At 65.1% G+C, this 23,095-nt stretch carries 20 protein-coding genes; 13 read left to right on the top strand and 7 right to left on the bottom strand.

Features of this window, described 5'->3' with window-relative positions:
* The first annotated feature begins 216 nt into the window (after positions 1-216).
* From RMR04_RS02710 to RMR04_RS02665, 10 genes are all read left to right on the top strand, one after another.
* On the top strand, positions 217-1,143 hold the full coding sequence (locus RMR04_RS02710; RefSeq protein WP_311912826.1) for a transposase: 927 nt from the start codon (positions 217-219) through the stop codon (positions 1,141-1,143).
* Positions 1,144-1,523: 380 nt separating this feature from the next.
* Positions 1,524-3,500 carry an AMP-dependent synthetase/ligase gene (locus tag RMR04_RS02705; protein WP_410492191.1) on the top strand — a complete coding sequence of 659 codons (1,977 nt, stop codon included), beginning with the start codon at positions 1,524-1,526 and terminating at the stop codon, positions 3,498-3,500.
* Positions 3,497-4,315, top strand: a complete 819-nt coding sequence (locus RMR04_RS02700; protein ID WP_311912825.1) for an ABC transporter ATP-binding protein — start codon at positions 3,497-3,499, stop codon at positions 4,313-4,315. Before RMR04_RS02705 ends, RMR04_RS02700 begins: the two co-directional genes overlap by 4 nt.
* Positions 4,316-4,502: 187 nt before the next feature.
* Positions 4,503-5,417, top strand: a complete 915-nt coding sequence (locus RMR04_RS02695; protein WP_311916037.1) for a branched-chain amino acid ABC transporter permease — start codon at positions 4,503-4,505, stop codon at positions 5,415-5,417.
* A 12-nt stretch (positions 5,418-5,429) separates the two neighbouring features.
* Positions 5,430-6,509: a branched-chain amino acid ABC transporter permease gene (locus tag RMR04_RS02690; protein WP_311912824.1), complete on the top strand. Its 1,080-nt coding sequence runs from the start codon at positions 5,430-5,432 to the stop codon at positions 6,507-6,509.
* A 130-nt stretch (positions 6,510-6,639) separates the two neighbouring features.
* A complete protein-coding gene (locus RMR04_RS02685; protein WP_092174963.1) occupies positions 6,640-7,971 on the top strand; it encodes an ABC transporter substrate-binding protein in 1,332 nt (443 codons plus the stop codon).
* A 94-nt stretch (positions 7,972-8,065) separates the two neighbouring features.
* Entirely contained in the window at positions 8,066-8,911 is an 846-nt protein-coding gene (locus tag RMR04_RS02680; RefSeq protein WP_311912823.1) for an ABC transporter ATP-binding protein, read from the top strand.
* A gap of 26 nt (positions 8,912-8,937) precedes the next feature.
* On the top strand, positions 8,938-9,618 hold the full coding sequence (locus RMR04_RS02675; protein ID WP_311912821.1) for a zinc metallopeptidase: 681 nt from the start codon (positions 8,938-8,940) through the stop codon (positions 9,616-9,618).
* A gap of 34 nt (positions 9,619-9,652) precedes the next feature.
* Positions 9,653-10,885 (top strand): phenylacetate--CoA ligase family protein, encoded by a 1,233-nt coding sequence (locus RMR04_RS02670; protein WP_311912820.1) that lies wholly within the window; start codon positions 9,653-9,655, stop codon positions 10,883-10,885.
* Positions 10,886-11,225: 340 nt separating this feature from the next.
* Positions 11,226-12,149 (top strand): IS5 family transposase, encoded by a 924-nt coding sequence (locus RMR04_RS02665; RefSeq protein WP_311909523.1) that lies wholly within the window; start codon positions 11,226-11,228, stop codon positions 12,147-12,149.
* A 257-nt stretch (positions 12,150-12,406) separates the two neighbouring features.
* Here the strand turns inward: RMR04_RS02665 and ung are convergent, their stop codons facing one another.
* Together ung and RMR04_RS02655 are read right to left on the bottom strand one after the other, a co-directional pair.
* Positions 12,407-13,060: a uracil-DNA glycosylase gene (ung, locus tag RMR04_RS02660; RefSeq protein WP_410492311.1), complete on the bottom strand. Its 654-nt coding sequence runs from the start codon at positions 13,058-13,060 to the stop codon at positions 12,407-12,409.
* A gap of 41 nt (positions 13,061-13,101) precedes the next feature.
* The gene (locus tag RMR04_RS02655) at positions 13,102-14,616 is read right to left on the bottom strand and encodes a bifunctional metallophosphatase/5'-nucleotidase (RefSeq protein WP_311912818.1); all 1,515 of its coding nucleotides are present in this window, start codon (positions 14,614-14,616) and stop codon (positions 13,102-13,104) included.
* Positions 14,617-14,782: 166 nt separating this feature from the next.
* Here RMR04_RS02655 and hemH point away from each other — a divergent pair, with 166 nt between their 5' ends.
* A complete protein-coding gene (gene hemH / locus RMR04_RS02650; RefSeq protein ID WP_311912817.1) occupies positions 14,783-15,847 on the top strand; it encodes a ferrochelatase in 1,065 nt (354 codons plus the stop codon).
* Between the two features lie 72 nt (positions 15,848-15,919).
* Here the strand turns inward: hemH and RMR04_RS02645 are convergent, their stop codons facing one another.
* Positions 15,920-16,813 (bottom strand): alpha/beta fold hydrolase, encoded by an 894-nt coding sequence (locus tag RMR04_RS02645; protein ID WP_311912815.1) that lies wholly within the window; start codon positions 16,811-16,813, stop codon positions 15,920-15,922.
* Between the two features lie 45 nt (positions 16,814-16,858).
* Here RMR04_RS02645 and RMR04_RS02640 point away from each other — a divergent pair, with 45 nt between their 5' ends.
* Positions 16,859-17,356 (top strand): MarR family winged helix-turn-helix transcriptional regulator, encoded by a 498-nt coding sequence (locus tag RMR04_RS02640; protein ID WP_311912813.1) that lies wholly within the window; start codon positions 16,859-16,861, stop codon positions 17,354-17,356.
* A gap of 92 nt (positions 17,357-17,448) precedes the next feature.
* Here RMR04_RS02640 and RMR04_RS02635 read toward each other — a convergent pair whose 3' ends face one another.
* The 4 genes from RMR04_RS02635 to RMR04_RS02620 all read right to left on the bottom strand — a co-directional run bounded on the left by RMR04_RS02635 (position 17,449) and on the right by RMR04_RS02620 (position 22,085).
* Positions 17,449-18,372, bottom strand: coding sequence for a TorF family putative porin (locus tag RMR04_RS02635; protein WP_311912812.1), 924 nt, complete (start codon positions 18,370-18,372; stop codon positions 17,449-17,451).
* A gap of 234 nt (positions 18,373-18,606) precedes the next feature.
* Entirely contained in the window at positions 18,607-20,064 is a 1,458-nt protein-coding gene (locus RMR04_RS02630) for a L,D-transpeptidase family protein (protein ID WP_311912811.1), read from the bottom strand.
* A 196-nt stretch (positions 20,065-20,260) separates the two neighbouring features.
* Positions 20,261-21,214: an acetyl-CoA carboxylase carboxyltransferase subunit alpha gene (locus RMR04_RS02625; protein ID WP_311912810.1), complete on the bottom strand. Its 954-nt coding sequence runs from the start codon at positions 21,212-21,214 to the stop codon at positions 20,261-20,263.
* A 103-nt stretch (positions 21,215-21,317) separates the two neighbouring features.
* On the bottom strand, positions 21,318-22,085 hold the full coding sequence (locus RMR04_RS02620; RefSeq protein WP_311912809.1) for a class I SAM-dependent methyltransferase: 768 nt from the start codon (positions 22,083-22,085) through the stop codon (positions 21,318-21,320).
* A gap of 236 nt (positions 22,086-22,321) precedes the next feature.
* On the opposite strand from RMR04_RS02620, the gene gloB reads away from it, so the two are divergent.
* The gene (gene gloB / locus RMR04_RS02615; protein ID WP_311912808.1) at positions 22,322-23,086 is read left to right on the top strand and encodes a hydroxyacylglutathione hydrolase; all 765 of its coding nucleotides are present in this window, start codon (positions 22,322-22,324) and stop codon (positions 23,084-23,086) included.
* The last annotated feature ends 9 nt before the right edge of the window (positions 23,087-23,095 follow it).

Genomic DNA, 23,095 nt, shown 5'->3' with positions numbered 1-23,095 from the left:
CTCCGCTTCGGCCCGGGATCCATCGTAGGGAACTGCGCTTTCCGATGGATCCCTGTGTGTTTGATTGGTGTCATGATTGGTGCGGGCGGGAAGCCGTTGGATCCCGGGTGGCAAACACCGCGTTCCGGCTCGGTTCCCGCCCGCGTTCGAAGACCCCATCCTGAACAGTTGACCGAGGCCGCTTGCACCGGACCTCGCAGCACAGGGACAGGCACCATGACCATACACCCCTGCTTCATCGGTTGCGATATCGCCAAGAGCCATCTCGACCTGTTCGAGGAGACGAGCGGGACGAGCCTTCGGATCGCCAATACGAGCGAGGCGATTGCGAGCTGGCTGTCGTCGCTCGACTGCCAGGCCAGCTTCGTCGCCTTCGAGGCGACCGGCCCCTATGACCGTGCGCTGCGCCAGGCCCTGGAGCAGGTCGGCTGCCGCTTTACCCGGATCAACCCGGCGCGTGCCCGTGACTTCGCCCGCGCCACAGGCCGTCTGGCCAAGACCGATGCGATCGACGCTCACATGCTGGCTGCGATGGCGCGCATGCTGGCACTCACGCCCGACGCAGCCTCCGATCCCGCCCGCAACACCTTGGCGCAGCTTCACAAACGCCGCGACCAACTCGTCGAGATGCGCGCCGCCGAGCGGGTCCGCGACAGCGAGGGGCAAGATCCCACCGGCAGCCTCGCCCGCCATCTCGCTTGGCTCGATGCGGAGATCGCTACGCTCGAGCACCTCGTCAGCGAGGCACTGCAGGCAGATGAGACCCTGACAAGGACGCAGGCCCTGCTGCGCTCGGCGCCCGGCATCGGCCCCGTCACAGCCGCCACTCTCATCGCCCTGATGCCCGAACTCGGCCACGTCTCGCCAAAGGCCATCGCCGCGCTCGCAGGCCTCGCACCCTTCAACGACGACAGCGGGCGCAGGCGCGGCCAGCGCATGATCAAGGGCGGAAGGCGACGCGTCCGCAAAGCCCTCTACATGGCCGCGCTCGCCGCCATCCGGACATCTGCGCGCTTCAAGACCTTCTACGACGCAATCCGCGCACGCAGCCCAGCCGCAAAGGTCGCCATCATCGCCGTCGCAAGAAAGCTCCTCGTAACCCTCAACGCCATGCTCAAAACTGACACCGCCTTCCAACCATGACACTCCAAACAACACAGTTGCCGGAGCTGCGCCGCTGACGCGGCTTGTCCAGGATGACGGCGTGGTTCCGAGCCAAGGCTCATTTGGCATGAATGGTGGCCATGGGTTCCAGGCTCTTCGCTGAGTTAGCTTGGGCCGACCACAGGTCGGGCCCAAGGGCGAAGCTCCAGAATGACAGCGAGGCTCGCCATATTCGCGTACCCGAGCGCAGTGAACCACACTGCCCCAAGACAATAGCGACCAAATGCCAAGTTGTCTGTCAAGCCCCCCTTGCAAAGATATGGAGTGGCTGCGAGGCTCGCATCAAGAACAAGGGCTGAAACGGCCAAAATGAAGGTCGCTGCCATGTACGGCGGCCGGACAGGGTGGAGAACGCAATCGTGGCAAGCGCAAGCGCCGGCCAGGCGGATACCTTTCCGAAATTGCTGCTGCGCAATGCGCGCGAGCGCAGTTCGCGCATTGCGTTCCGGCACAAGGATCTCGGGATCTGGCAGTCCTGGAACTGGGCCGAGGTGGCCGAGCAGGTGCGCAGCTTCGCCAGGGGCCTCCAGGATCTCGGCCTGAAGCGCGGCGATAAGGTCGCGATCATCGGCTACAACCGGCCCAGGCTCTATTGGTCGATGTGCGCCGCGCAATGGATCGGCGCGGTTCCCGTGCCGGTCTATGCCGACAGCGTCGCCGAGGAGATGGCCTATGTGCTCGACCATGCCGAGGCGGTCTTCGCCTGCGTGCAGGACCAGGAGCAGGTCGACAAGGTCCTCTCCATCGCAGACCGCCTGCCCCATCTGCGCCAGATGCTCTATGACGAGCCGCGCGGCCTGCGCGACTACGACCACGGCAAACTGCACGAGATCGACAAGGTCATCGCTGGCGGGCGCGACGCGCTGAAGGCGAGCCCCGAGGCCGCAGCCGCTCATGAGCGCGAGATGGAGGCCGGCTCAGGCTCCGATCTCGGCATCATCCTCTACACCTCGGGCACGACCGGCCGGCCCAAGGGCGTCATGCTCAGCCATTTCAACGTCATCACCGCCGCCGAGATCGGCTGCCAGTTCGACGGGCTGAACGAGAGCGACGAGGTCATCGCCTATCTGCCGATCGCCTGGGTCGGCGACCATGTCTTCTCCTATGCGCAGGCGATCGTCGCGGGCTTCTGCGTGAACTGCCCGGAAGGGCCGGAAACCGTCGTCGACGACCGGCGCGAAGTCGGCACGACCTACGCTTTCGCGCCGCCGCGCGTCTTCGAGACCATGCTGACCATCACCATGGTGCGCATGGAAGATGCCGGCCCGCTGATGCGCAAGATGTTCCACTACTTCCTCAGTGTGGCCAAGCAGCACGGCGAGAAGATCCTCAACGGCGAGAGCGTGCCGCTTGGCGCAAGGCTGCTCTACAAGCTCGGCGACATCCTGATCTACGCGCCCCTGCGCAATCGCTTCGGCCTGAGCAACATCAAGGTCGGCTATACCGCCGGCGAGGCGATCGGCCCCGAACTGTTCAAGTTCTATCGCTCGATCGGGGTCAATCTGAAGCAGCTCTACGGGCAGACCGAAGCCGGCGTCTACATCACCATGCAGCCCAATGGCGAGATCAAGGCCGACACGGTCGGCCGCCCCGCGCCGCTGGTCGAAATCCGGATCGACGATAATGGCGAGGTGCTCTACCGTTCGCCCTCGATCTTCGGCGGTTATTTCAAGGATCCCGAGAAGACCGCGGAGACGATGACCGCCGACGGCTATGTCCGCTCCGGCGATGCCGGCTTCTTCGACGAGACCGGCCATCTCAAGATCATCGACCGCGCCAAGGATGTCGGCAAGCTCTCCTCGGGGGATCTGTTCCCGCCGAAATACATCGAGAACAAGCTGAAATTCTATCCCAACATCAAGGAGGTCGTCGCCTTCGGCCAGGGCCGCGACTACGCCACGGTCGCGCTCAACATCGACCTGACCGCGGTCGGCAACTGGGCCGAGCGTCACAATGTCGTCTACGCCTCCTACCAGGAGCTCGCCGGCCACGATCTCGTCTACGACATGATCGCCAAGCATGTCGACGAGGTGAACCGTTCGCTCGCCGCCGAGCCCCTGATGGGCGGGGCGCAGATCAGGCGGTTCCTGATCCTGCACAAGGAACTCGACGCCGATGACGGCGAACTGACCCGCACCCAGAAGGTCCGGCGCGGCTTCATCGCCGAGCGCTACGCCCCGCTCGTCGCCGCGCTCTATGACGGCTCGGAAGCCGCCGACATCTCCACCGAAGTGACCTTCGAGGACGGCCGCAAGGGCGTGATCTCCGCCCGCGTCAAGGTCCGCGACGCCAAGACCTATCCGGCAACCGCGCCAACTCCGGCGAGGGCGGCATGAACGTCGAGACCATGAACGTGACCGGCGAACCGCTGCACCGCGACAAGGGCGAGGTCCTGCTCTCGGTCGACAACATCTCGCTGCGCTTTGGCGGGGTGAAGGCGATCTCGGACGTCTCCTTCGACATCCGCAAGGGGGAGGTGCGCGCCATCATCGGCCCCAACGGCGCCGGCAAGACCTCGATGCTCAACTGCATCAACGGCTTCTACCATCCCCAGGAAGGCCAGATCACCTATAAGGGCGTGCGCCGCGCCAAGGTGAAGCCGCACCAGGCCGCGGCCGACGGCATCGCCCGCACCTTCCAGAACGTCGCGCTGTTCAAGGGCATGTCGACGCTCGACAACATCATGACCGGCCGCACGCTGAAGATGCACCGGAACTTCTTCTGGCAGGCGCTGCGTCACGGCCCGGCGATGACTGAGGAGATCGAGCATCGCAAGGTGGTCGAGGACATCATCGACTTCCTGCAGATCCAGCACATCCGCAAATTACCCGTCGGGAAATTGCCCTATGGCCTGCAGAAGCGGGTGGAGCTGGGCCGTGCGCTCGCCATGGAGCCGGAACTGCTTCTGCTCGACGAGCCGATGGCCGGCATGAACCTCGAGGAGAAGGAGGACATGTGCCGCTTCATCCTCGACGTAAACAACCAGTTCGGCACGACCATCGCCCTGATCGAGCACGATATGGGCGTGGTGATGGATCTCTCCGACCGCGTCGTGGTGCTCGAATACGGCCGCAAGATCGCCGACGGCACGCCTGATCAGGTCAAGGCGAACCAGAAGGTGATCGACGCCTATTTGGGGGTGGCGCACTGATGGCCAGCTTCTTCAAGGACATAAAGCCATGAGCGACGTCGCCGCACGGCCCGCGCCCAATCTCCTCGCCAAAGGCTGGATCAAGACCGGCCTGATCCTCATCGCCATCGTCGCAGCCGCGATCCTCGGCGCGCAATTCGACGATTCCGGCACGCTCTATAAGGTCTTCATCGACCCGTTCCAGCAGATGGTCCAAGCCCCGGACCTGCTCGCCCAGACGATCTGGGAGGGGCTCGTCTCCGGCGTGCTCTACGCGCTGATCGCGCTCGGCTTCGTGCTGATCTTCAAGGCTTCGGGCGTGTTCAACTTCGCCCAGGGCATCATGGTGGTGTTCGCGGCGCTGACCCTGGTCGGGCTCTACGAGAAGGGCGTGCCGGCCTTTCTCGCCGTAATACTGACGCTCGGCGTGATGTTTGCGCTCGCCGTCACGATCGAACGCGTCGTGCTGCGCCCGCTGGTCAACCAGCCCGACATCATCCTGTTCATGGCGACCTTCGGCATCACCTATTTCCTGATCGGCTTCGGCGAGGCGCTGTTTGGCGGCAGCCCCAAGCAGATGATCACGGACCAGCTCTGGCTGCCCAAGGGCGCGATCGACCTGAAGCTGTTCGGCGGCCTGGTCTCGCTGCAGAAGATCGATATCGCAGCCGCCGTCATCGCCTCGATCATGATCGCCGCTCTCGCCGCCTTCTTCCAATATACGCGCATCGGAAGAGCCTTGCGGGCAGTGGCCGACAGTCACAAGGCGGCGCTTTCGGTCGGTATCTCGCTGAACCAGATCTGGGTCATCGTCTGGTTCACCGCCGGCATCGTCGCCCTGATCACCGGCATCATGTGGGGCGCGCGCTCGGACGTCTCCTTCGCGCTCGAGATCGTGGCGCTGAAGGCCCTGCCCGTGCTGATCCTGGGCGGCTTCACCTCGATCCCCGGCGCCATCGTCGGCGGCCTGATCATCGGCATCGGCGAGAAAATGGGCGAGTTCTACTGGGGCCCGCTGATCGGCGGCGGCATCGAGAGCTGGCTCGCCTATTTCATCGCGCTGGGCTTCCTGCTGTTCCGTCCGCAAGGGCTGTTCGGCGACAAGATCATCGAACGCATCTGAGAGGCTGAAACCGTGTTTTACCGCGAAGCCGGCCAGTTCAAATCAACCTATTCCGCCGACATGGCGGTGTTCCCGATCTGGCAGGACCGGGTCGGTATCGCCGTCATCCTGGTGCTCGCCTTCATCGGCGTGCCGCTGATCGGCAACGACTTCTTCATCTCCTCGGTGATGATCCCCTTCCTGGTGTTCTCGCTTGCCGCGATCGGGCTCAACATCCTGACCGGCTATACCGGGCTGATCTCGCTGGGCACCGCCGCCTTCATGGGTGTCGGCGCCTATGCCGCCTACAAGCTGACGACCGCTTTTCCCGGCATCAACATCATCGTGCTCGTGCTGGTCTCCGGCCTGTTCTCGGCGGCGGTCGGCGTGCTCTTCGGCCTGCCCTCGCTGCGCATCAAGGGCTTCTATCTCGCTGTCGCCACGCTCGCCGCGCAGTTCTTCCTGCAATGGGCTTTCGTGCGTGTGCCGTGGCTGTTCAACTACAACGCCTCGGGCGCGATCGAGGTACCGCAGCGCACGCTCTTCGGCCTTCCCATCACCGGCGCCTCGGCAAGCCCTGAGACGCGCTATTTCGTCTGCCTCGTGCTGGTCATAGGCCTGACCTGGTTCGCCTCGAACCTGGTGCATGGCAAGCTCGGCCGCTCCTGGATGGCGGTGCGCGACATGGATATCGCCGCCGAGCTGATGGGCATCAAGCTGCTCAACGCCAAGCTCACCGCCTTTGCGGTCTCGTCCTTCTATGCCGGCGTCGCCGGCGCGATGATGATCTTCTTCTGGTATGGCGGCGGCGAAGCGGCCGACGTCTTCAACATCCGCCTCTCCTTCAACATCCTGTTCATGGTCATCATCGGCGGGCTGGGCTCGCTGATCGGCTCCTTCTTCGGGGCCGCCTTCATCGCCAGCCTGCCGACCATCCTGAAATTCGGCCTGCCGGCGCTCGGCGTCCCGCTCTCGGGCGCGGCGGCCGAGCATGTCACCTTCATGCTCGTGGGCGCGCTGATCATCACCTTCCTGATCGTCGAGCCGCACGGCCTCGCGCGGCTCTGGCAGATCGGGAAGCAGAAACTGCGAACCTGGCCTTTTCCCTATTGAGGTCGGCCCTTTCCCCGGCGTGGCGGAGAGGAGCCCAACAAAACGACCTGCGCGGTCTCAATGCGGCAGGCGAAGCGGAGACGATCCGGCGTTCAAGGCCAGGATCGGTGGAAACGACGGAGGAACCATCATGAAGACGACCAAGCTGATGAAGGGAGCGGCGTTGGGCGCGCTCCTCGCCGCGAGCGCGCAAGTCGCTCCGGCCCTTGCCCAGGACAGCGTCTACTTCGCCAACAACGCCTATCGCACCGGCCCGTTCTCGGGCTCCGGCATTCCGATCGGCGACGGCATGCGCGACTACATCACGATGATCAACGAGCGCGACGGCGGCGTGAACGGCGTCAAGGTCGTCTATGAGGAATGCGAGACCGGCTACGACACCAAGAAGTCGATCGAGTGCTACGAGCAGGCCAAGTCGAAGAACACCATCCTCTACTCGCCATGGTCGACCGGCGCGACGCTCGCCGCCATTCCGCGCGCCCATATCGACAAGATCCCGATCCTGTCGATGGCCTATGGCCTCTCGGCCTCGGCCGACGGCACCAACTTTCCCTGGGTCTTCATCCCGCCCTTCACCTATTGGGACGGCGCTTCGCTGATGGTGAAGCACATGGCGGCCGAACTCGGCGGCATGGACAAGCTCAAGGGCAAGAAGCTCGGCCTGATCCATCTCGATGCGCCCTTCGGCAAGGAGCCGATCCCGGTGCTCGAGAACCTCGCCAAGAAATACGGCTTCGAGCTCAAGATCTATCCGGTGGCCGCCGCCGACATGCAGAACCAGGGCTCGCTCTGGCTCTCGATCCGGCGCGACCGGCCGGACTACCTCTACAACCAGGGCTGGGGCGCGATGAACCCGACCGCGGTGAAGGAGGCGATCAAGAACAACTTCCCGATCAACAAGCTGGTCGGCGTCTGGTGGGCCGGCGGCGATGACGACGCACGTGCCGGCGGCCCCGAGGCCAAGGGCTACAAGTCGCTCAACCTCAACGCCGCGGGCACCAACTTCCCGGTGATCCAGGACATCCAGAAATACGTCGTGGAGAAGGGCAAGAGCCTCGCCGCCAAGGAGAAGGTCGGTGAGAACCTCTATAATCGCGGCGTCTACAACTCGATGCTCGTCGTCGAGGCGATGCGCAACGCGCAGAAGCTCACCGGCAAGAAGGTCATCAACGCCGAGGACATGCGCCGCGGCCTGGAGAGCCTGAACATCACCGAGGCGCGGCTGAAGGAGATCGGCATGGAAGGCTTCGCCACGCCGACCACCATCTCCTGCACCGACCATTCCGGCCACAGCAAGGCCTATGTCGCGGAATGGGACGGCACCAAATGGACCAAGCCGGGCGACTGGCTCGAGCCGCTCAAGGACGAGGTCCGCCCGCTGATCGAGGCCAACGCCAAGGACTATGTGGAGAAGGCGACCGGCTGGCCGAAGCGGACCGAGCCTTGCGAGAAGTCGTCCTGATCTGACGGCAGTCGGCAGTGGGGCAATCGGCAGTCGGTTTTTCCGGCTGCCAACCCGACTGCCGACTGCCGATTGCCACTGCCGGGGAACCGCCATGTCGATAGCGACACTCGAAACGCCCAACACAAGCGCCGCCACCGACAACATCCTGTCGCTGAACAATATCGAGGTGATCTACGATCACGTCATCCTGGTGCTGAAGGGCGTCTCGCTGCATGTCCCGCGCAAGGGCATCGTCGCGATCCTCGGCGCCAACGGGGCCGGCAAGACCACGACGCTGAAGGCGATCTCGAACCTGCTCAAAGCCGAGCGCGGTGAGGTCACCAAGGGCTCGATCGTGTTCGAGGGCGAGCGCGTCGACAAGATGTCGCCCAACGAGCTGGTCCGGCGCGGCTGCATCCAGGTGATGGAGGGGCGGCACTGCTTCGGCCATCTCTCGATCGAGGAGAACCTGCTGACCGGCGCCTTCACCCGCCGCGACGGCAACGCCGCGATCAAGCGCGACCTGGAGAAGATCTACGAGCTCTTCCCGCGCCTGAAGCAGCGCCGGACCTCGCAGGCCGGCTACACCTCGGGCGGCGAGCAGCAGATGTGCGCGGTCGGCCGCGCCATGATGTCGAAGCCCAAGATGATCCTGCTCGACGAGCCCTCGATGGGGCTCGCCCCCCAGATCGTCGAGGAGATTTTTGAGATCGTGCGCCGGCTCAATACCGAGGATGGCGTCTCCTTCCTCGTCGCCGAGCAGAACACCAACATGGCCCTGCGCTACGCGACCTATGGCTACATCATGGAGACCGGCCGCGTCGTGATGGATGGCGAAGCGAAGATGCTGCGCGAGAACGAGGACGTGAAGGAGTTCTATCTCGGCGTCGCCGAAGGCAACAAGAAGTCGTTCCGCGAGGTCAAAAGCTATAAACGCCGCAAGCGCTGGCTCTCCTGAGCCGGTGGAATGCAAGGCGGCACCCCATGCTCTATCTCATCATCGCCGTGTTGGTGATCCTGCTGGTCTTCGGGCCACAGGCCTGGGTCCGTCACGAGATGAGCCGGCACGCCTCGGATCGTCCCGATCTGCCCGGCACCGGCGGAGAGCTCGCGCGCCATCTGCTCGACCGCTTCCAGCTCGGTTCGGTCACGGTCGAGCAGACGCCCAGCGGCGACCATTACGACCCGGGCGCCCGCACTGTGCGGCTCTCGCCCGGCAATCACGACGGGCGCTCGATCACCGCCGTCGCGGTCGCAGCCCATGAGGTCGCCCATGCGATCCAGCATCATCAAGGCAGCGTGCTCTTCGCCTGGCGGACCGCGCTCGCCCGCTTCCTCGGCATCTTCGACAAGGTCGCAATGGCGATCATGATCACGGCCCCGCTCGTCGCCATTCTCACGCGCGTGCCCGCGATCGGGCTGATGCAGTTCGGCCTCGCCATCGCACTGCTCGGTGTCGGGCTCGTCGTGCATCTTGTGACGCTGCCGCTGGAGCTCGACGCCAGTTTCGGCAAGGCGCTGCCGATCCTGACCGCCGACGGCTATCTCGACTCGCGCGACCTGCCCGCCGCACGCGGCGTGCTGCGCGCCGCCGCCTTCACCTATGTCGCCGGGGCCCTGATCGGCCTCCTGAATTTTCTCCGCCTGCTGCGGATCATCCGCTGAGACGAGGCGGCCCGTTTTCGTGAGGATTTGACCGATGAGCGAGCATCACGATGCCCTCGAAACCCGCTCGCCCGATGCCCGCGAGGCCGATCTCTTCGCGCGGCTGCCGGCTGTGCTCGCGGCTGCCCTGAAGACCCCGGCCTATGCCGAGCGGCTCGCCGGCATCGACCCGGCCGCAATCACCGATCGCAATGCGCTCTCCACCCTGCCCATCCTGCGTAAAGCGGACCTGCCCGCGCTCCAGAAAACCGCCCTGCCCTTCGGCGGCTTCGTCTCGGCGCCGCTCGGCTCCTTCGGCCGACTCTTCACCTCGCCCGGCCCGATCTTCGAGCCCGAGGGCACCGGCAGCGATCCCTGGGGCGCGGCACGCGGGCTCTACGCGGCGGGCTTCCGGGCCGGCGATGTCGTGCTCAACACCTTCGGCTACCATCTGACGCCGGGCGGCTTCATCATGGATTCGGCCGCGCGCGCGCTCGGCTGCGCCGTGATCCCGGCTGGCCCCGGCAACACCGAGCAGCAAATGGAGGTGATCTCGGCCTACCGGCCCGCCTGCTATGCCGGCACGCCCGATTTCCTCAAGATCCTGATCGAAGCGGCTGAAGTGCGCGGCGTCGACATCTCCTGCCTGAAACGCGCCGTGGTCTCGGGCGCGGCCTTCCCGCCCTCGCTCCAGGCCTGGGTCAAGGAGCGCGGCATCGACGCCTACCAGCTCTACGCCACCGCCGATGTCGGCGTGATCGCCTATGAAACGAGCGCGCGCGCGGGGATGGTGCTGAACGAGAACCTGATCGTCGAGATCGTACGGCCGGGCACCGGCGATCCCGTGGCGGAAGGCGAAGTCGGCGAGATCGTCATCACCAATCTCGATCCACACCATCCGCAGATCAGGCTCGCGGTCGGTGATCTCACCGCCGTCATGCCGGGCGCGAGCCCATGCGGGCGCAGCAATACCCGCATCAAGGGCTGGATGGGCCGCGCCGACCAGACCGCCAAGGTCAAGGGCATGTTCGTGCGGCCCGAGCAGGTCGCCGAGATCGCCAAGCGCCACGCCGAGATCGCCAAGCTGCGCCTCGTCGTCGGCCGCGCCAACGAGGTCGACACGATGACGCTGAAGGCCGAGATCTATGCCGAGCCCGCAGGGTTTATCGACGCGATCTCCTCGACCCTGCAGCAGGTCACCAAGCTGAAAGGCGCCGTCGAGATCCTGCCGCTCGGAGCCTTGCCGAATGACGGCAAGGTGATCGCGGATGAGCGGCCGGTGGGGTAGCGCGCTGCATTGCCGAAAGGGTGCGACGCTCTCTTCCCTTCTCCCGCATCAAAGTCGGCTGTTGCCGACTTTGACATTTTGGGTGGCCCATTTCGGGCAAGCCCGAGATGGGCGAGAGAAGGTGGCGCGGAGCGCCGGATGAGGGTGTGCCCTCTCAATAGAAGATGCTGCGGCGCAGTCGCGCTCCAATAATCAGCGGCACACCCTCATCCCTGCCCTTCTCCCATCCGGATTTCTCTGCGAAAGGGCCCTGGCGTTGAGGTTTGATTGCTGATTCACTTCGCTCGGGTGCGGCGGGGTGATCGGCATGTCGGATCAGATGTCTTTGGCTGAGGCGTTTTTGGACCCACGCCTGGGTGCGAACGCGAAGCTTGCGAAGATCGATGGGCTGATCGCGTGGGATCGGCTGGCGCCCTTGGCCGGCAAGCTGCGCCAGGCTGAGACGGGCAGGCCGCCTTACGCGCCGCTTGCGATGCTCAAGGCGCTCTATCTGCAGGCGCTTTACGATTTGTCGGATCCCGGCCTGGAGGAGGCGCTGCTGGACCGGCTGTCGTTTCGACGTTTCTGCGGGTTTGCGCTCGATGGCGGCACGCCCGACGAGACGACCTTGTGCCGCTTTCGGCTGGCGGCAGCGCAGGCGGGCGTGCTCGAGGCCTGCTTTGCCGAGATCGGCGCGCAGCTCTCGGCCAAGGGTCTGATCCTGAAGAAGGGCACATTGCTCGACGCCACAATCGTTCAGGCGACGCATGCTGCCCCGTCACGCGAAGCCGGGCTGGGCAAGGGCCACCCCCGTGAACCCGGCGCCGACTGGGGCAAGAAGAACGGCAAGGCCCATTTCGGCTACAAGCTGCATGTCGGCGTCGACGAGGGCTCGGGCCTGATCCGCACGGCGCTCGTGACCTCGGCGCGGATACAGGACGTCGAGATGGCCCCAGGGCTCGTCAGCGGCGACGAGGCCGCCGTCTATGCCGATCGCGGCTATGAGAGCAAGGCCCAGCGCGCCGCCCTGAAGGCCTTGGGCATCAAGGACCGGATCATGCATCGCCGGCACAAGCACATCGCTGTCCTGCCGCGCTGGCTGCAGCGCCGCAACGCCCTGATCGCGCGCCGCCGCGCTCCCGTCGAAGCTGTCTTCAGCGCCATGAAGCGCCTCTATGGCAAAGCCCGGACGCGATGCCACTCGTTCGTCGCCAACACCGCAGACCTGATTGCCTTCGCAACCGTCTACAATCTCCGGCGCGCCACCATCATCGCAGGCGGCTGAACCAGGTCGACTGCGAGCTCTCCAAGCCAACCGCTGAAGACCGCCCGTCACAGGCGAACAATCCGCCGTCAAAATATCAGTCCTCAGCCGCGTTTCGCAGAGGAATCCATCCGGGAGAAGGGTTCCCCGCGCCCTTTCACGGCAGCCGCGCCACCCTCTTCCCCTCTCTCACTGATCTCGGGCCTGCCCGAGATCAGCACTCAAAGTGTCGAAATCGGGTAGACCCGACTTCGAGGCAGGAGAGGGGATCCCGCGCCTCACCATCTGACAGAGGCCTCCCCCCACTCTTCCAGCCACGCATTCGCGCGCGAAAACGGCTTCGACCCGAAAAACCCGCGCCGCGCCGAGAGCGGCGAGGGATGCGCACTCGCCAGCACCAGATGGCGCGCCTCGTCGATCAATCCGCGCTTGGCCTGGGCAGGATTACCCCAGAGCAGGAAGACGACATGGGGCCGGCTCGCGGAAATGCCGGCGATGACAGCGTCGGTGACGGCGCCCCAGCCGAGCGCCAGATGCGAGCCCGCCTTGCTTGCCCCCTCGCGCACGGTGAGCGCAGTGTTGAGCAGCAGAACGCCTTGCCGCGCCCACGCCGTCAGATCGCCGCTCGCAGGCCCCACCGCGCCGAGATCGTCCTGCAATTCGCGATGGATATTGACCAGCGAGCGCGGCAAGGGCGGCGGACCGACATAGGAGAAGGCAAGCCCATTGGCATCGCCCGGCGTCGGATAGGGATCCTGGCCCAGGATGACGATGCGGACCTCAGCGAAAGGCGTCGTCGCCAAAGCGGCGAAGACCCGTCCCGGCGCGGGCGCGACGACATGGCCGCCCGCGACCTCCGCATCAGCCCGGAGGCAAGCCCGTACCGCCGCCCCGTCCTGGAACACGGCGAGATCGCGCCACCCCTCGGACATCGGCGTCGCCAGGAACGCGGCGAGCGCCGCCTCATAGCCGCTCACTTCAGGACCGCCCTGCCCTCGACCTTGGCGTCGACCGTGCCGAGCCAGCGCAGATAGACCATCACCTCATTGGCCATCAGCTTGCCGTCGGTCAGGCCGATCAACGTCCTGCCGCGCGCCAGCGAGGTATAGCCGTCGCCGCCGGCGAGCATGAAGTTGTTGGAGGCGACGGTGTAGTTTGCCGCCTCGTCGATCGGCTTGCCCTCGACGCTGATCGAGACGACGCGCTGGCCGACGGGGCGCTTGATGTCAGCCTCGAAGGTGAGCCCTGAGACCTGCGGGAAGCGGCCCGAGCCCTGCGGGGCGGGAGCAAGGCCGTTTTCGATCGCGTCCTTCACATCCTTGCCGGTGATCTGGACCATGATCGTGGCATTGCCGAAGGGCAGTTCGCTCAGCACATCGCGCCGCGTCAGCTTGTAGCCGGCCGCATATTGCTTGTTGGCGCGGATGCCGCCGGCATTGGTGATGGCGAGCTGCGCGCCGGTCGAGGCGCGGATGGCGTCGGAGATCAGATTGCCGATCGCGGTCTCCTGCGTGCGGATGACGCCGGTGCGGGAATCGAGCGGGGCGGCGAGCGTCGCGATCTCGACGTCGAGTTCTTTCGAGAGCTCGGTCTCGTAACCTTTCACGATCGCGGCGACCTCGGGGTCGGGCGTGGCGGCGCGGCTGTCGTTGACCCGGAAGGTCGGCGACCAGGAGACCTGGCGGGCCGCGCCCTCGCCCGTGATGCTCACTGCGATGTCGATCGCGGTGACGTAATTGCCCTCTTCATTCGACTCCACCATCACGACCTTGCCGTCATAGGCGATGGCAAGGTCGTGGTCGTGGCCGGTCAGCACGATGTCGACGACGCGCGAGCGCACGATTTCGAGATCGGTGCGGCGCTCGGCATGGACGACGGCGACGAGAATGTCGGCGCCCTGCGCCTTCAAGGTCCGCGCCTCGCGCTGGAGCGCCTCCATGGTCGAGGAGAATTTCAGGTCGCCGGGGTTGGAGAGCTGCGGCGTCGGATCATAGGTCGTGCCGATGACGCCGACCTTGACGCCGCCGAGCTCGAAAATCTGCGAATCCTTGTGGCCGGGCAGGACATTGCCGCTCGCATCACGCAAATTGGCTGCGAAGGTCGGATAGCTCTGGGCGGCGACGAGCTTGAGGTAGTTTTCCTTGCCGAAATCGAACTCGTGATTGCCGGGCACGAAGACATCGAGCCCCATCTTGTTCTGCATCGCCACGATATGGGCGCCCTGGTCGAAGCCCGACATCAGCGAGGGCGAGTAGCAGTCGCCGGCATGGCAGAACAGCACCGGCACGCCCTTGGCCCGCTCGGCCCGGGCGATGCCGGCAGCCCGCGCGAAACCGCCTTTACCCTTGTCGTCGCTCATCTTGTAGATGTCGTTGACCAGAAGCAGCGTGAAGGCGGGAGCCGGCATCTGCGCCATGGTTCCGGTCGCGGCGAGCGCCGCCGGTGCGGCGATGACGCCGAGCGCCTTGCGGCGTGTCAGTGCGGACATGGCGGGAACCTCTGCTTGAGAACCGCTTCAAACTAGCAAAGCCCGGACCGCATTGACCAGTGCAAGCCTGCGCCGTTCGCCAGTGTCGCACCCCCTGCCTGGCGCGCTTCGCGACTGGACGAAAACCGGAACTCGTCTAAATCACGGGCAAAGGAAAGTCTGCGCCATGACAGTCGAGACCAGTCCAGCCGCCGAGATGCCGATCGTCAGCCTGCCCTCCGACCACCCCAAGGTCGCGGCCGGCCGCATCGGCGTCCTGCTGATGAATCTCGGCACGCCGGAAGGCACGAGCTACAAGCCGATGCGGGCCTATCTCAAGGAGTTCCTCTCCGACCGGCGGGTGATCGAGGAGCCGCGCTGGAAATGGTGGCCGATCCTCAACCTGATCATCCTGACCACGCGGCCCGGCCGCAAGGGCAAGGACTACGCCTCGATCTGGAACAATGAACGCAATGAAGGGCCGCTCAAGACGATTACGCGCTCGCAGACCGAACAGGTCGCCAAGCGCCTGAAGTCCGTGACCGGCGAGCGCGTCATCTTCGATTGGGCGATGCGCTACGGCTTTCCAGATGTGAAGAGCCGGATCCAGGCGCTGCAGGATCAGGGCTGCGACCGTATCCTGCTGGTGCCGCTCTACCCACAATATGCCGCACCGACCTCGGCCACGGCCTGCGACCAGGCCTTTCGCGCCCTGATGGAGATGCGCTGGCAGCCGGCGGTACGCGTCGCCCCGCCCTATCATGACGACCCGACCTATATCAAAGCGCTGGCCGTCTCGATGCGTGGCTCGCTGGCGAAGCTCGATTTCGATCCCGAGATCATCCTCTGCTCCTTCCATGGCATGCCCAAGGAGTACCTGCTCAAGGGCGATCCCTATTACTGCCAATGCGTCAAGACTTGGCGCTTGTTGCGCGAGGAGCTCGGGCTGCCGGCCGAACGCTTCAGGCTGACCTTCCAGTCGCGCTTCGGACCCGATGAATGGCTGCAGCCCTATACCGACGAGACCGTCAAGGCGCTGGCGCAAGCGGGCACCACATCGCTCGCCATCGTCGCGCCGGGCTTCTCGGCCGATTGCCTGGAGACGCTCGAGGAGCTCGATGTCGAGAACCGCGAGATCTTCATGCATAATGGCGGCAAGCGCTTCGCCTATCTGCCTTGCCTGAATGACTCCGCTGAAAGCATCGACGTGCTCGAAGCCTTGGTCCGGCGCGAATTGATGGGTTGGGTCTGAGCGCTACAGCATTGCGCGAAAAAATGGGTACCGGTTTTTCGCAAGAGCAATGCTCTAAACTTTTAGAACCGATCACGCCGTCACGAAGCCCGTCACCGCCTCCACCACCGGTTTCGCTTGCAGAATGCGGCGATGCCCGAGCCCCTTCATCGGCACGAGCCTGGTGAAGGGCCCTGCCGTCGCCAGGGCCTCTGCATGATGGAAGCCGAGCTCCTTGTCGTCGCGGCAATGCACGATCAGCGCCGGCAAGCCGACCGAGGCCAGTTGGCTTGCCCCTTCGAAAGCCGTGACCGGCGCGCCGGCGACGACATGAATGCGCCGCTCCAGCGCCGCCTGTCCACGCGCGCCAAGGCCGATCGTGGCGCCAAAGCGCCGCGTCACCAGCGTCATCGATGAGGGCGCGGCAATCATCGCCAGGCGCTTCGCCTTGACCACCGGCTGGCCGGGGACTGTGCCGGCGAGCGCCGCCAGCGCGATCGCGCCGCCGAAGGAATGCGTCACGATGGCATGCACCGGGGCAAAGGCGCGCGCGACCGCGGCCAGGCTCGCAACCCCGATCGGAATGTTGAGCTCGCTGCCGGTCGAGGCGCCATGGGCCGGCAGATCATAGGCCACGATGCGGAAACCCGCCGCCAGCAGAGGCGCGACGAAGGCGGTCATGAAGACGGCGGCGCCCGTCCAGCCATGAACCAGGATCACGGTCGGGCGCTGCTCCGCCGGATCGGCGCCGGGCGGATCGAAGACATAAGCTGCCACCGAGCCGCATGGGAACGGTATTGAGACCGCCTCGCCCGCTTGCAATCGCGTGGTCGCGGACTTGACCGCCGCCTTGCGATTGGCGTTTCCCTGTGGGCGGCGCGGCGGCGTACAAAAGGCCTTGAAGGCGAGGCGGCCGCTGGTCTTGGGAGCGAGGAAGCTCGAGACCCGGATCAACGGCCGCAACAGACGGAGTGCAATGTCAGCCATGGCTCATATCCGAATTAGTTCAGCGCTGAACTATTATGTTCATCCATGAACAAAAAGCAAGAGGTCGACGACCAAGAGATTGGCGATATGGGCTTCGTCGAGACCCAGACCCTGCCCTGGGATCTGCCGCGCTTTCGCAACTGGATCGCGGTGGCGCGCGTCCACCAACTCTGGAAGAAGGCCTTCGGCGAAGCGCTTGCCCCGCTCGGCATTCAGGTCGCCCATTATGACGTGCTTGCGAACATCTTCCACACGCCGGGACTGACGCAGCAGGCGCTTGCCGAAAAGCTCCTCGTCGGCCGCAGCGCCATGAGCATGCTGCTGCCCGAGCTGGAGCGGCGCGAACTGGTCGAGCGGCGCGGCGACGACACCGACCGCCGCGTCCGTAGGCTCTGGCTGACGCCGACGGGCGAAGCCCTGACGCGCAAGGCCATGGCGATCCATGTCGCGCGCATCGAAGCGATGATGACGGTGCTCAGCGATGCCGAATGCGACGCTGTCGGCGAGATGATGCGCCGCGTCGCCAAAGCGCTCGAGATATAGGCGCGCGCCACGAAGCGCCCCGGGCGAAGTACCGGCATGAAAAAGGCCGCTCTCGCGAGCGGCCTTCTGTGATTCATCCCCGATGGGAGCTGTTACTTCGGCGCGAAGACGCCGAGGCTGCTCGCCGTGATGTCGAAGGAGAGCGAGCCGACCACCGTCGGGTTGCACCATTTCGAGCCGTAGGCCCCGCCGGCATTGCCGCTCGTGATGCCGCTCGGATCGGAGGTCAGCGTGAAGCACTTGCTCTTCGACAGGTTGGTGTCGTGATAGCGGACATCCGCCGTCAGGTTCTTCCAGGTGTAGGACACGCCGACATTCCAGTAATTGTAGTCGGGCAGGCGGATCGCAACCGGGAAGGCGATATTGGTGTTGGTCGTGCCGAGCCAGTAGCGACCAAACTCACCCGAGACCGAGAGGCCTTCGAGGAAGGGCAGGTTGTACTTGGCGGTGCCGGAGGCGTAGGTGCCGGTCGCGCCGGTGCCAAGCCAGTTCCAGGAGTAGAAGACGTTGGCGCCGATCGTGACCTTGTCTTCCCAGTTATAAGAGACCTTGCCGGCCAGCTCGAGGAAGTCGGTGTTCTTCGGCGTCCAGATGACGCGGAGATTGTCGACGTAACGGCTCTCGTCGGGATAATAATACTGGATCACACCCAGATCGAAGGTCACCGGACCGAATTTCGGGCGGATACCGGCAGTGAAGTCGATCTCCGCCGGCGGGTTGGTGACGAGATCGACGCTCGAGGCCCAGACACCAGCATAGAACAGGTTGTCGTAGATCTGCAGTTCGGCGCCGCCCTGGATGGCGGGCTTGCGATCCGACTGGGAGATACCGCGGAAATTATAATCGGTCGTCGCCTTGATGGTGACGGCGATGTCGAACCAGGTGATCGCCGGAGGCACCGGCGCGACCGGAGCGCCCTTCTTGCTCGGAAGATCCGACGCATGCGCGGCGCCCGACAGCAGCGCCAGGGAGAACGCCGCACCCGTCACAGAAGACCGGAAGAAATCGAAAGCCATCATCAGCTCCGTCAAATGTCGAAATGCAAGCGCAACGTGCCGCGCTTTCGCCATTATGAAGCCAATGGATCGCCTGATTCAGCAAGCCGAGCTTTTCAGCAGATTGCCCATGAAGCGGGCAATACCTCGGTCAGAGTCGCGTTTTGATGCATTCCAAACGCGCTTCGCCGACAAAGCAGAATGCTGTGATATTTCCGTCACGCATACCGGGCGCAAGTGCCCGAATGCAACCCATCAGCGTGTTACGGGCTGACTGGAATAGGCCGCGTCCGACTGATCCAGCCGCGAGGTGCGCAGGCCAGTGGCACGCCGAGGCGGCAGGGGAGCCCGGATATTGGTCGGCGAATCCGGCACGACAGAAGCCACCGGTGTCGCTTCCTGCGCCTGTTCCGGCTGCTGCGAGCCGCCGATCAGCGGAACGAAGCTGAGCGCCCGCTGATAGAAGGGCACGGCGGCAGGCGCGGCAGGGGTAGCGGCAGGGGCAGGCGGCGCATCGATCGCCACTGGCGCGGCAGCCGCGCCTGCAGTGGCCTTGGCGACCTGCGTCGCGGCAGCCGAGGCCGGCCTGCCAGTCACGGCCCTTGGCTGCACCTCGAGCTTGGTCGGGCTCGGCTTGGCAATGCTGGCGGTCTCGGTCTGATTCACTTCGGGGGCGGCAGCGACCGCGGCGAGCACGGCGTCGTTATCGGCCGACGCCGCCCGGAACTCGGCTTTCGGCTTGCCCAGATTGTCGAGCACGAGCACGCGTGGACCGCTGGTGATGGCGTCGGGCCGGCTGACCCCGACATCGCGCGAGGCCCAGGTCGCCGTGCGGTTCAGCGAATCGGATCCGCCGGCGACGAGCGTGCGCTTGAAGGAGGCGTGCGAATCGCCATCATCATAGATCAGCTTGATCGCAGGCGTGCCCTTGGCGACGAGCGCAGCGACCTGAACCTCGTCCTGCTGGCGCTTCTGCTGCACGGCCTGGACGACGGAGGAATCAGATCCATTGCTGAAGACATACCGGCCGCCCGCCACCGAGACCGGCGGCTCGTCCTTGGTCACCTCGAAATAGTCGGTGCCTTCCTTCAGGTTCTTCCAGAAGGCGATGTTGGAATCGAGCCGGTGCTTGGCCAGATTCTCCGGCGTCATGCGGAAGGGCAGCGCCTGCATCTGCACCGCCTTCTGGCCGGCATTCTGGGCCTCGCGGACGAGCGCGTAAATCTCGCCGATCTGATCGTCGGTCATCGAATAGCAGCCGGCCGAGGAGCAGGCACCATGCACCATCAGATGCGCGCCGGTGCGGCCATAGGAGCGGTCATAGGCGTTGGGGTAGCCCATGTTGAAGGAGACGTAATAGGCCGAGTTCGGGTTCATCTGCGCCGGCGTGATGGCGTAGAAGCCCTCCGGCGCCATGCGGTCGCCTTCACGGACCTTCGGGCCGAGCTGGCCGGACCAGCGGCACATCGGGAAGGTCTTGAGCAGCGCATACTGCCCGTCGGCCTTGCGCTTCCAGATCTCGAGCTCCGACTCCTTCTTGTAGGAGCGGATCAGGATCGGCTGATCCTTGCTCATGCCCTTCTCGGACATGAGCGCATAAGTCGCCGACGGAATCGGGATATTGTGCCTGGCGGCGCCGCGATAGCGGTCTTCCTCGCAGGCGCCCAGCGACAAGGCAATGAAGGCCACGAGCGCGAAGTGCTTGAATGCCACGTCGTCAATCCCATCGAACGGCCTGCGGAAGCACGACCACTGACTATGCAACACGGCCAAATTGTGCCGGTTGCCCAGTTGTAGAAGCGTTAGCCTTGAGGGTTCCTTACCACAGGCTGCTCCGTCATAGCCATATGGTCAACGCCTTGCTAACGGCGGCGGCCGCCGACACACCGCAAAAAGACCTCACCTAACGTCAGATCGCCCGCCCGATGGCGAGGAATTTTTCCGCCCTGCGGCTGACGATATCGTCGGCGCCCACGCCTGTGAAATCCGACAGCGCCGAGGCGATGGCATCGCCCGCCCGCACCATCGCCATCTGGGGATCGCGATGCGCACCGCCCGCCGGCTCGCTGATGATGCGATCGATGACGCCGAATTTCAGCAGGTCCTGCGCGGTGATCTTCATTCCGGTCGCGGCGTCCTGCGCGCGCTTGGTGTCGCGCCAGAGAATCGAGGCCGCGCCTTCCGGCGAGATCACCGAATAGATCGCATGCTCCAGCATCAGCACGCGGCTGGCTGCGGCGATCGCGATCGCGCCGCCCGAACCGCCCTCGCCGATCACCAGCGCCACGCTCGGCGTGCGCAATCCCAGGCAGGCTTCGGTCGAACGCGCGATCGCCTCGGCCTGGCCGCGCTCCTCCGCCTCGATACCGGGATAGGCGCCGGCCGTATCGATGAAGCTCAAGACCGGCAGCCCGAAGCGGCCGGCCATCTCCATCAGGCGCACCGCCTTGCGATAGCCCTCGGGCTTGGGCATGCCGAAATTGTGCCGGATGCGGGTCTCGGTCGAATCGCCCTTCTCCTGCCCGACGATGCAGACGGCCTCGCCGCGAAAGCGGCCGAAACCGCCCACGATCGCCTCATCCTCGCCGAAAACCCGGTCGCCCGCGAGCGGTGTGAACTCGCTGAACAACGCCGCGCAGTAATCCTTGAAGTGCGGGCGCTGCGGATGGCGCGCGACCAGCGTCTTCTGCCAAGGCGTCAGCGCGGCATAGATCTCCTTCAGCGCCTGGCTGGCCTTGGCGTCGAGCTTGCCGATCTCCTCGGAGAGCGCATAGCCTTCACCTTTCGCCTCGAGGGCGCGCAATTCATCCGCCTTCGCCTCGAGTTCGGCGACCGGTTTCTCGAAATCCAAATAGCTTCGCATCGTGATCCAGTTCAGGTTCCGCGCCGGCAGGTCCGCGCGTGGCGCATGGGCGGAACCGGGTTCGCGAAAAGCGGCGGACCTTGGCCGCGCGTCGCGGCCGTTGTCAACCCGCCGCGCCGTCTCCAGGCGGGTTTGCCGCGCGCTGGGTTGGGGTCGGTCGCGGCAGCAGGATCGGCCGGAAAGCGAAGCTGCGCCGCGTCGCGCGCAAGGGCGCACGGCGATAGAACTGCTTGGTTGCATCGATGACATGGACGCCGGCGAAGGGCAGGGACAACCCTGCACCGGCCCGCTCCCAGGCGGGTGCCGAACGCATCAGCAGATGCCGCTTCAGCGGTGGAACGTAGAGCGCCTCGGCCCAGTTCTCGGGTGAAAATTCGGCGGCGCGCATCAGCGCCTGGAGCTGCGAGCGGCTGAACGGGCGGCCATGGCCGAAGGGCGTGCCGTCCATTCGCGCCCAGAGTCCGCGGCGATTGGGCGCGACGACGATCATCCGCCCGCCCGGCGAGAGCACGCGTCCGACCTCTTCCAGCAGATCGTCGGGGCTCTCGGTCTCCTCCAGCGCATGCACCAGCACCACCCTGTCGACCGAGGCCGTGGGCAAGGGCAGCAAGGTCGGCTCGACCAGCGCGGAGGCCGACATACCCTCGGAGGGCCAGTTCACCACGCCTTGCGCAGCCGGCATGAAGGCAAGCACCCGTTCGGCACCGAGACCGAGCACAGAGAGATAAGGCGTGGAGAAACCGAGCCCCAGCACGCGCTGGCGCGAGCAATCGGGCCAGAAGCGCAGCATTGCCCTGCCGATGAACCGCCGCGCGACATGGCCGAGCGGGCTGGCATAGAAGGCGCGAAGATCGACGACGTCGAGTGGCATGAGCCTGAGATGGAACGGCAGCGCAGCCAAAGCAAGGGCTGCAGGTTAAGGCTGCAAGTGAAGGCTCGGCTGAACGGCCCCCTTCCCCCGCATGCTTGGGGAGGCTTGAACCTGGCGCCTCAAGTCGAGTGGCTTGCAAGCGGTTGCGGCTTGCAAGCCGCTCGACTTGATCGAAGCCGGGCCATGGCGCATTCAGGGCGGCACCTTAGTCCTGCCCGCCCGCGCCGGAGCCTCGCATGTCCCTCGATCTCCATATCTTCCGCACCCTCAGCGATAATGCCGGCGCGTTGATCTTCGACCCGGCGACGAAGGCCTGCGCGGCTGTCGACGTGCCCGACGCCACGCCCGTCCTCGCCGCCGCCAAGGCCAAGGGCTGGACGATCAGCGACATCTTCGTCACCCATGCCCATTACGACCACACGCAAGGCGTGGCCGAGTTGAAGGAGGCGACCGGAGCTTTCGTCTGCGGGCCGGCCGACGCCGCCGATTCCGCCCCGCTCGACCGCATCCTCGGCGAGGGCGACCGCGTCGAGCTCGGCAATGACAGCTTCGAGATCTGGCACACGCCGGGCCATTCCGACGGCCACCTGACCTTCGCCAGCATCACTGCCAAGCTGGCGCTCGTCGGCGATGTCGTCTTCGTCATGGGCTGCGGGCGGGTCCAGCCCGGCCAGATGGGGGCGATGTGGACCTCGCTCAACCGTATCATGACGCTGCCCGACGATGTCCGCCTGATCACCGGCCATGACTACACGCTGTCCAATGCCCGTTTCGCCATCGCGATGGACCCAGCCAACGCAGTGCTCAAGGCCCGCCATGCGCAGGCCGAAGCCGTCAAGGCGGAAGGCCGCTTCTGGGCGCTGACCACGATCGGCGAGGAGAAGGCGACCAACCCCTTCTTCCGCGCCGGAGAGTCTGCGCTTGCAGCGGCAGTCGGCAAGACCGGCGCTGCTCCCGGCGAGGTTTTTGCAGCGCTGCGCGAAGCCAAGAACGCATTCTGAGGACAGCCG

Origin of the sequence: Bosea sp. 685 (assembly GCF_031884435.1) — a bacterium.
Taxonomy (GTDB): Bacteria; Pseudomonadota; Alphaproteobacteria; order Rhizobiales; family Beijerinckiaceae; genus Allobosea.
Note: the sequence above shows the minus strand (reverse complement) of the source record. Positions and strands in the feature narration are given on the sequence as shown.

Bases quoted from the DNA above. Each gene is read 5' to 3' on its own strand.
- RMR04_RS02710 (WP_311912826.1), top strand. From the start codon at position 217: ATGACCATACACCCCTGCTTCATCGGTTGCGATATCGCCAAGAGCCAT.
- RMR04_RS02700 (WP_311912825.1), top strand. From the start codon at position 3,497: ATGAACGTCGAGACCATGAACGTGACCGGCGAACCGCTGCACCGCGAC.
- RMR04_RS02695 (WP_311916037.1), top strand. From the start codon at position 4,503: ATGGTCCAAGCCCCGGACCTGCTCGCCCAGACGATCTGGGAGGGGCTC.
- RMR04_RS02685 (WP_092174963.1), top strand. From the start codon at position 6,640: ATGAAGACGACCAAGCTGATGAAGGGAGCGGCGTTGGGCGCGCTCCTC.
- RMR04_RS02680 (WP_311912823.1), top strand. From the start codon at position 8,066: ATGTCGATAGCGACACTCGAAACGCCCAACACAAGCGCCGCCACCGAC.
- RMR04_RS02675 (WP_311912821.1), top strand. From the start codon at position 8,938: ATGCTCTATCTCATCATCGCCGTGTTGGTGATCCTGCTGGTCTTCGGG.
- RMR04_RS02670 (WP_311912820.1), top strand. From the start codon at position 9,653: ATGAGCGAGCATCACGATGCCCTCGAAACCCGCTCGCCCGATGCCCGC.
- ung (WP_410492311.1), bottom strand. From the start codon at position 13,060: ATGTCCGAGGGGTGGCGCGATCTCGCCGTGTTCCAGGACGGGGCGGCG.
- RMR04_RS02655 (WP_311912818.1), bottom strand. From the start codon at position 14,616: ATGTCCGCACTGACACGCCGCAAGGCGCTCGGCGTCATCGCCGCACCG.
- hemH (WP_311912817.1), top strand. From the start codon at position 14,783: ATGACAGTCGAGACCAGTCCAGCCGCCGAGATGCCGATCGTCAGCCTG.
- RMR04_RS02645 (WP_311912815.1), bottom strand. From the start codon at position 16,813: ATGGCTGACATTGCACTCCGTCTGTTGCGGCCGTTGATCCGGGTCTCG.
- RMR04_RS02640 (WP_311912813.1), top strand. From the start codon at position 16,859: ATGAACAAAAAGCAAGAGGTCGACGACCAAGAGATTGGCGATATGGGC.
- RMR04_RS02635 (WP_311912812.1), bottom strand. From the start codon at position 18,372: ATGGCTTTCGATTTCTTCCGGTCTTCTGTGACGGGTGCGGCGTTCTCC.
- RMR04_RS02625 (WP_311912810.1), bottom strand. From the start codon at position 21,214: ATGCGAAGCTATTTGGATTTCGAGAAACCGGTCGCCGAACTCGAGGCG.
- RMR04_RS02620 (WP_311912809.1), bottom strand. From the start codon at position 22,085: ATGCCACTCGACGTCGTCGATCTTCGCGCCTTCTATGCCAGCCCGCTC.
- gloB (WP_311912808.1), top strand. From the start codon at position 22,322: ATGTCCCTCGATCTCCATATCTTCCGCACCCTCAGCGATAATGCCGGC.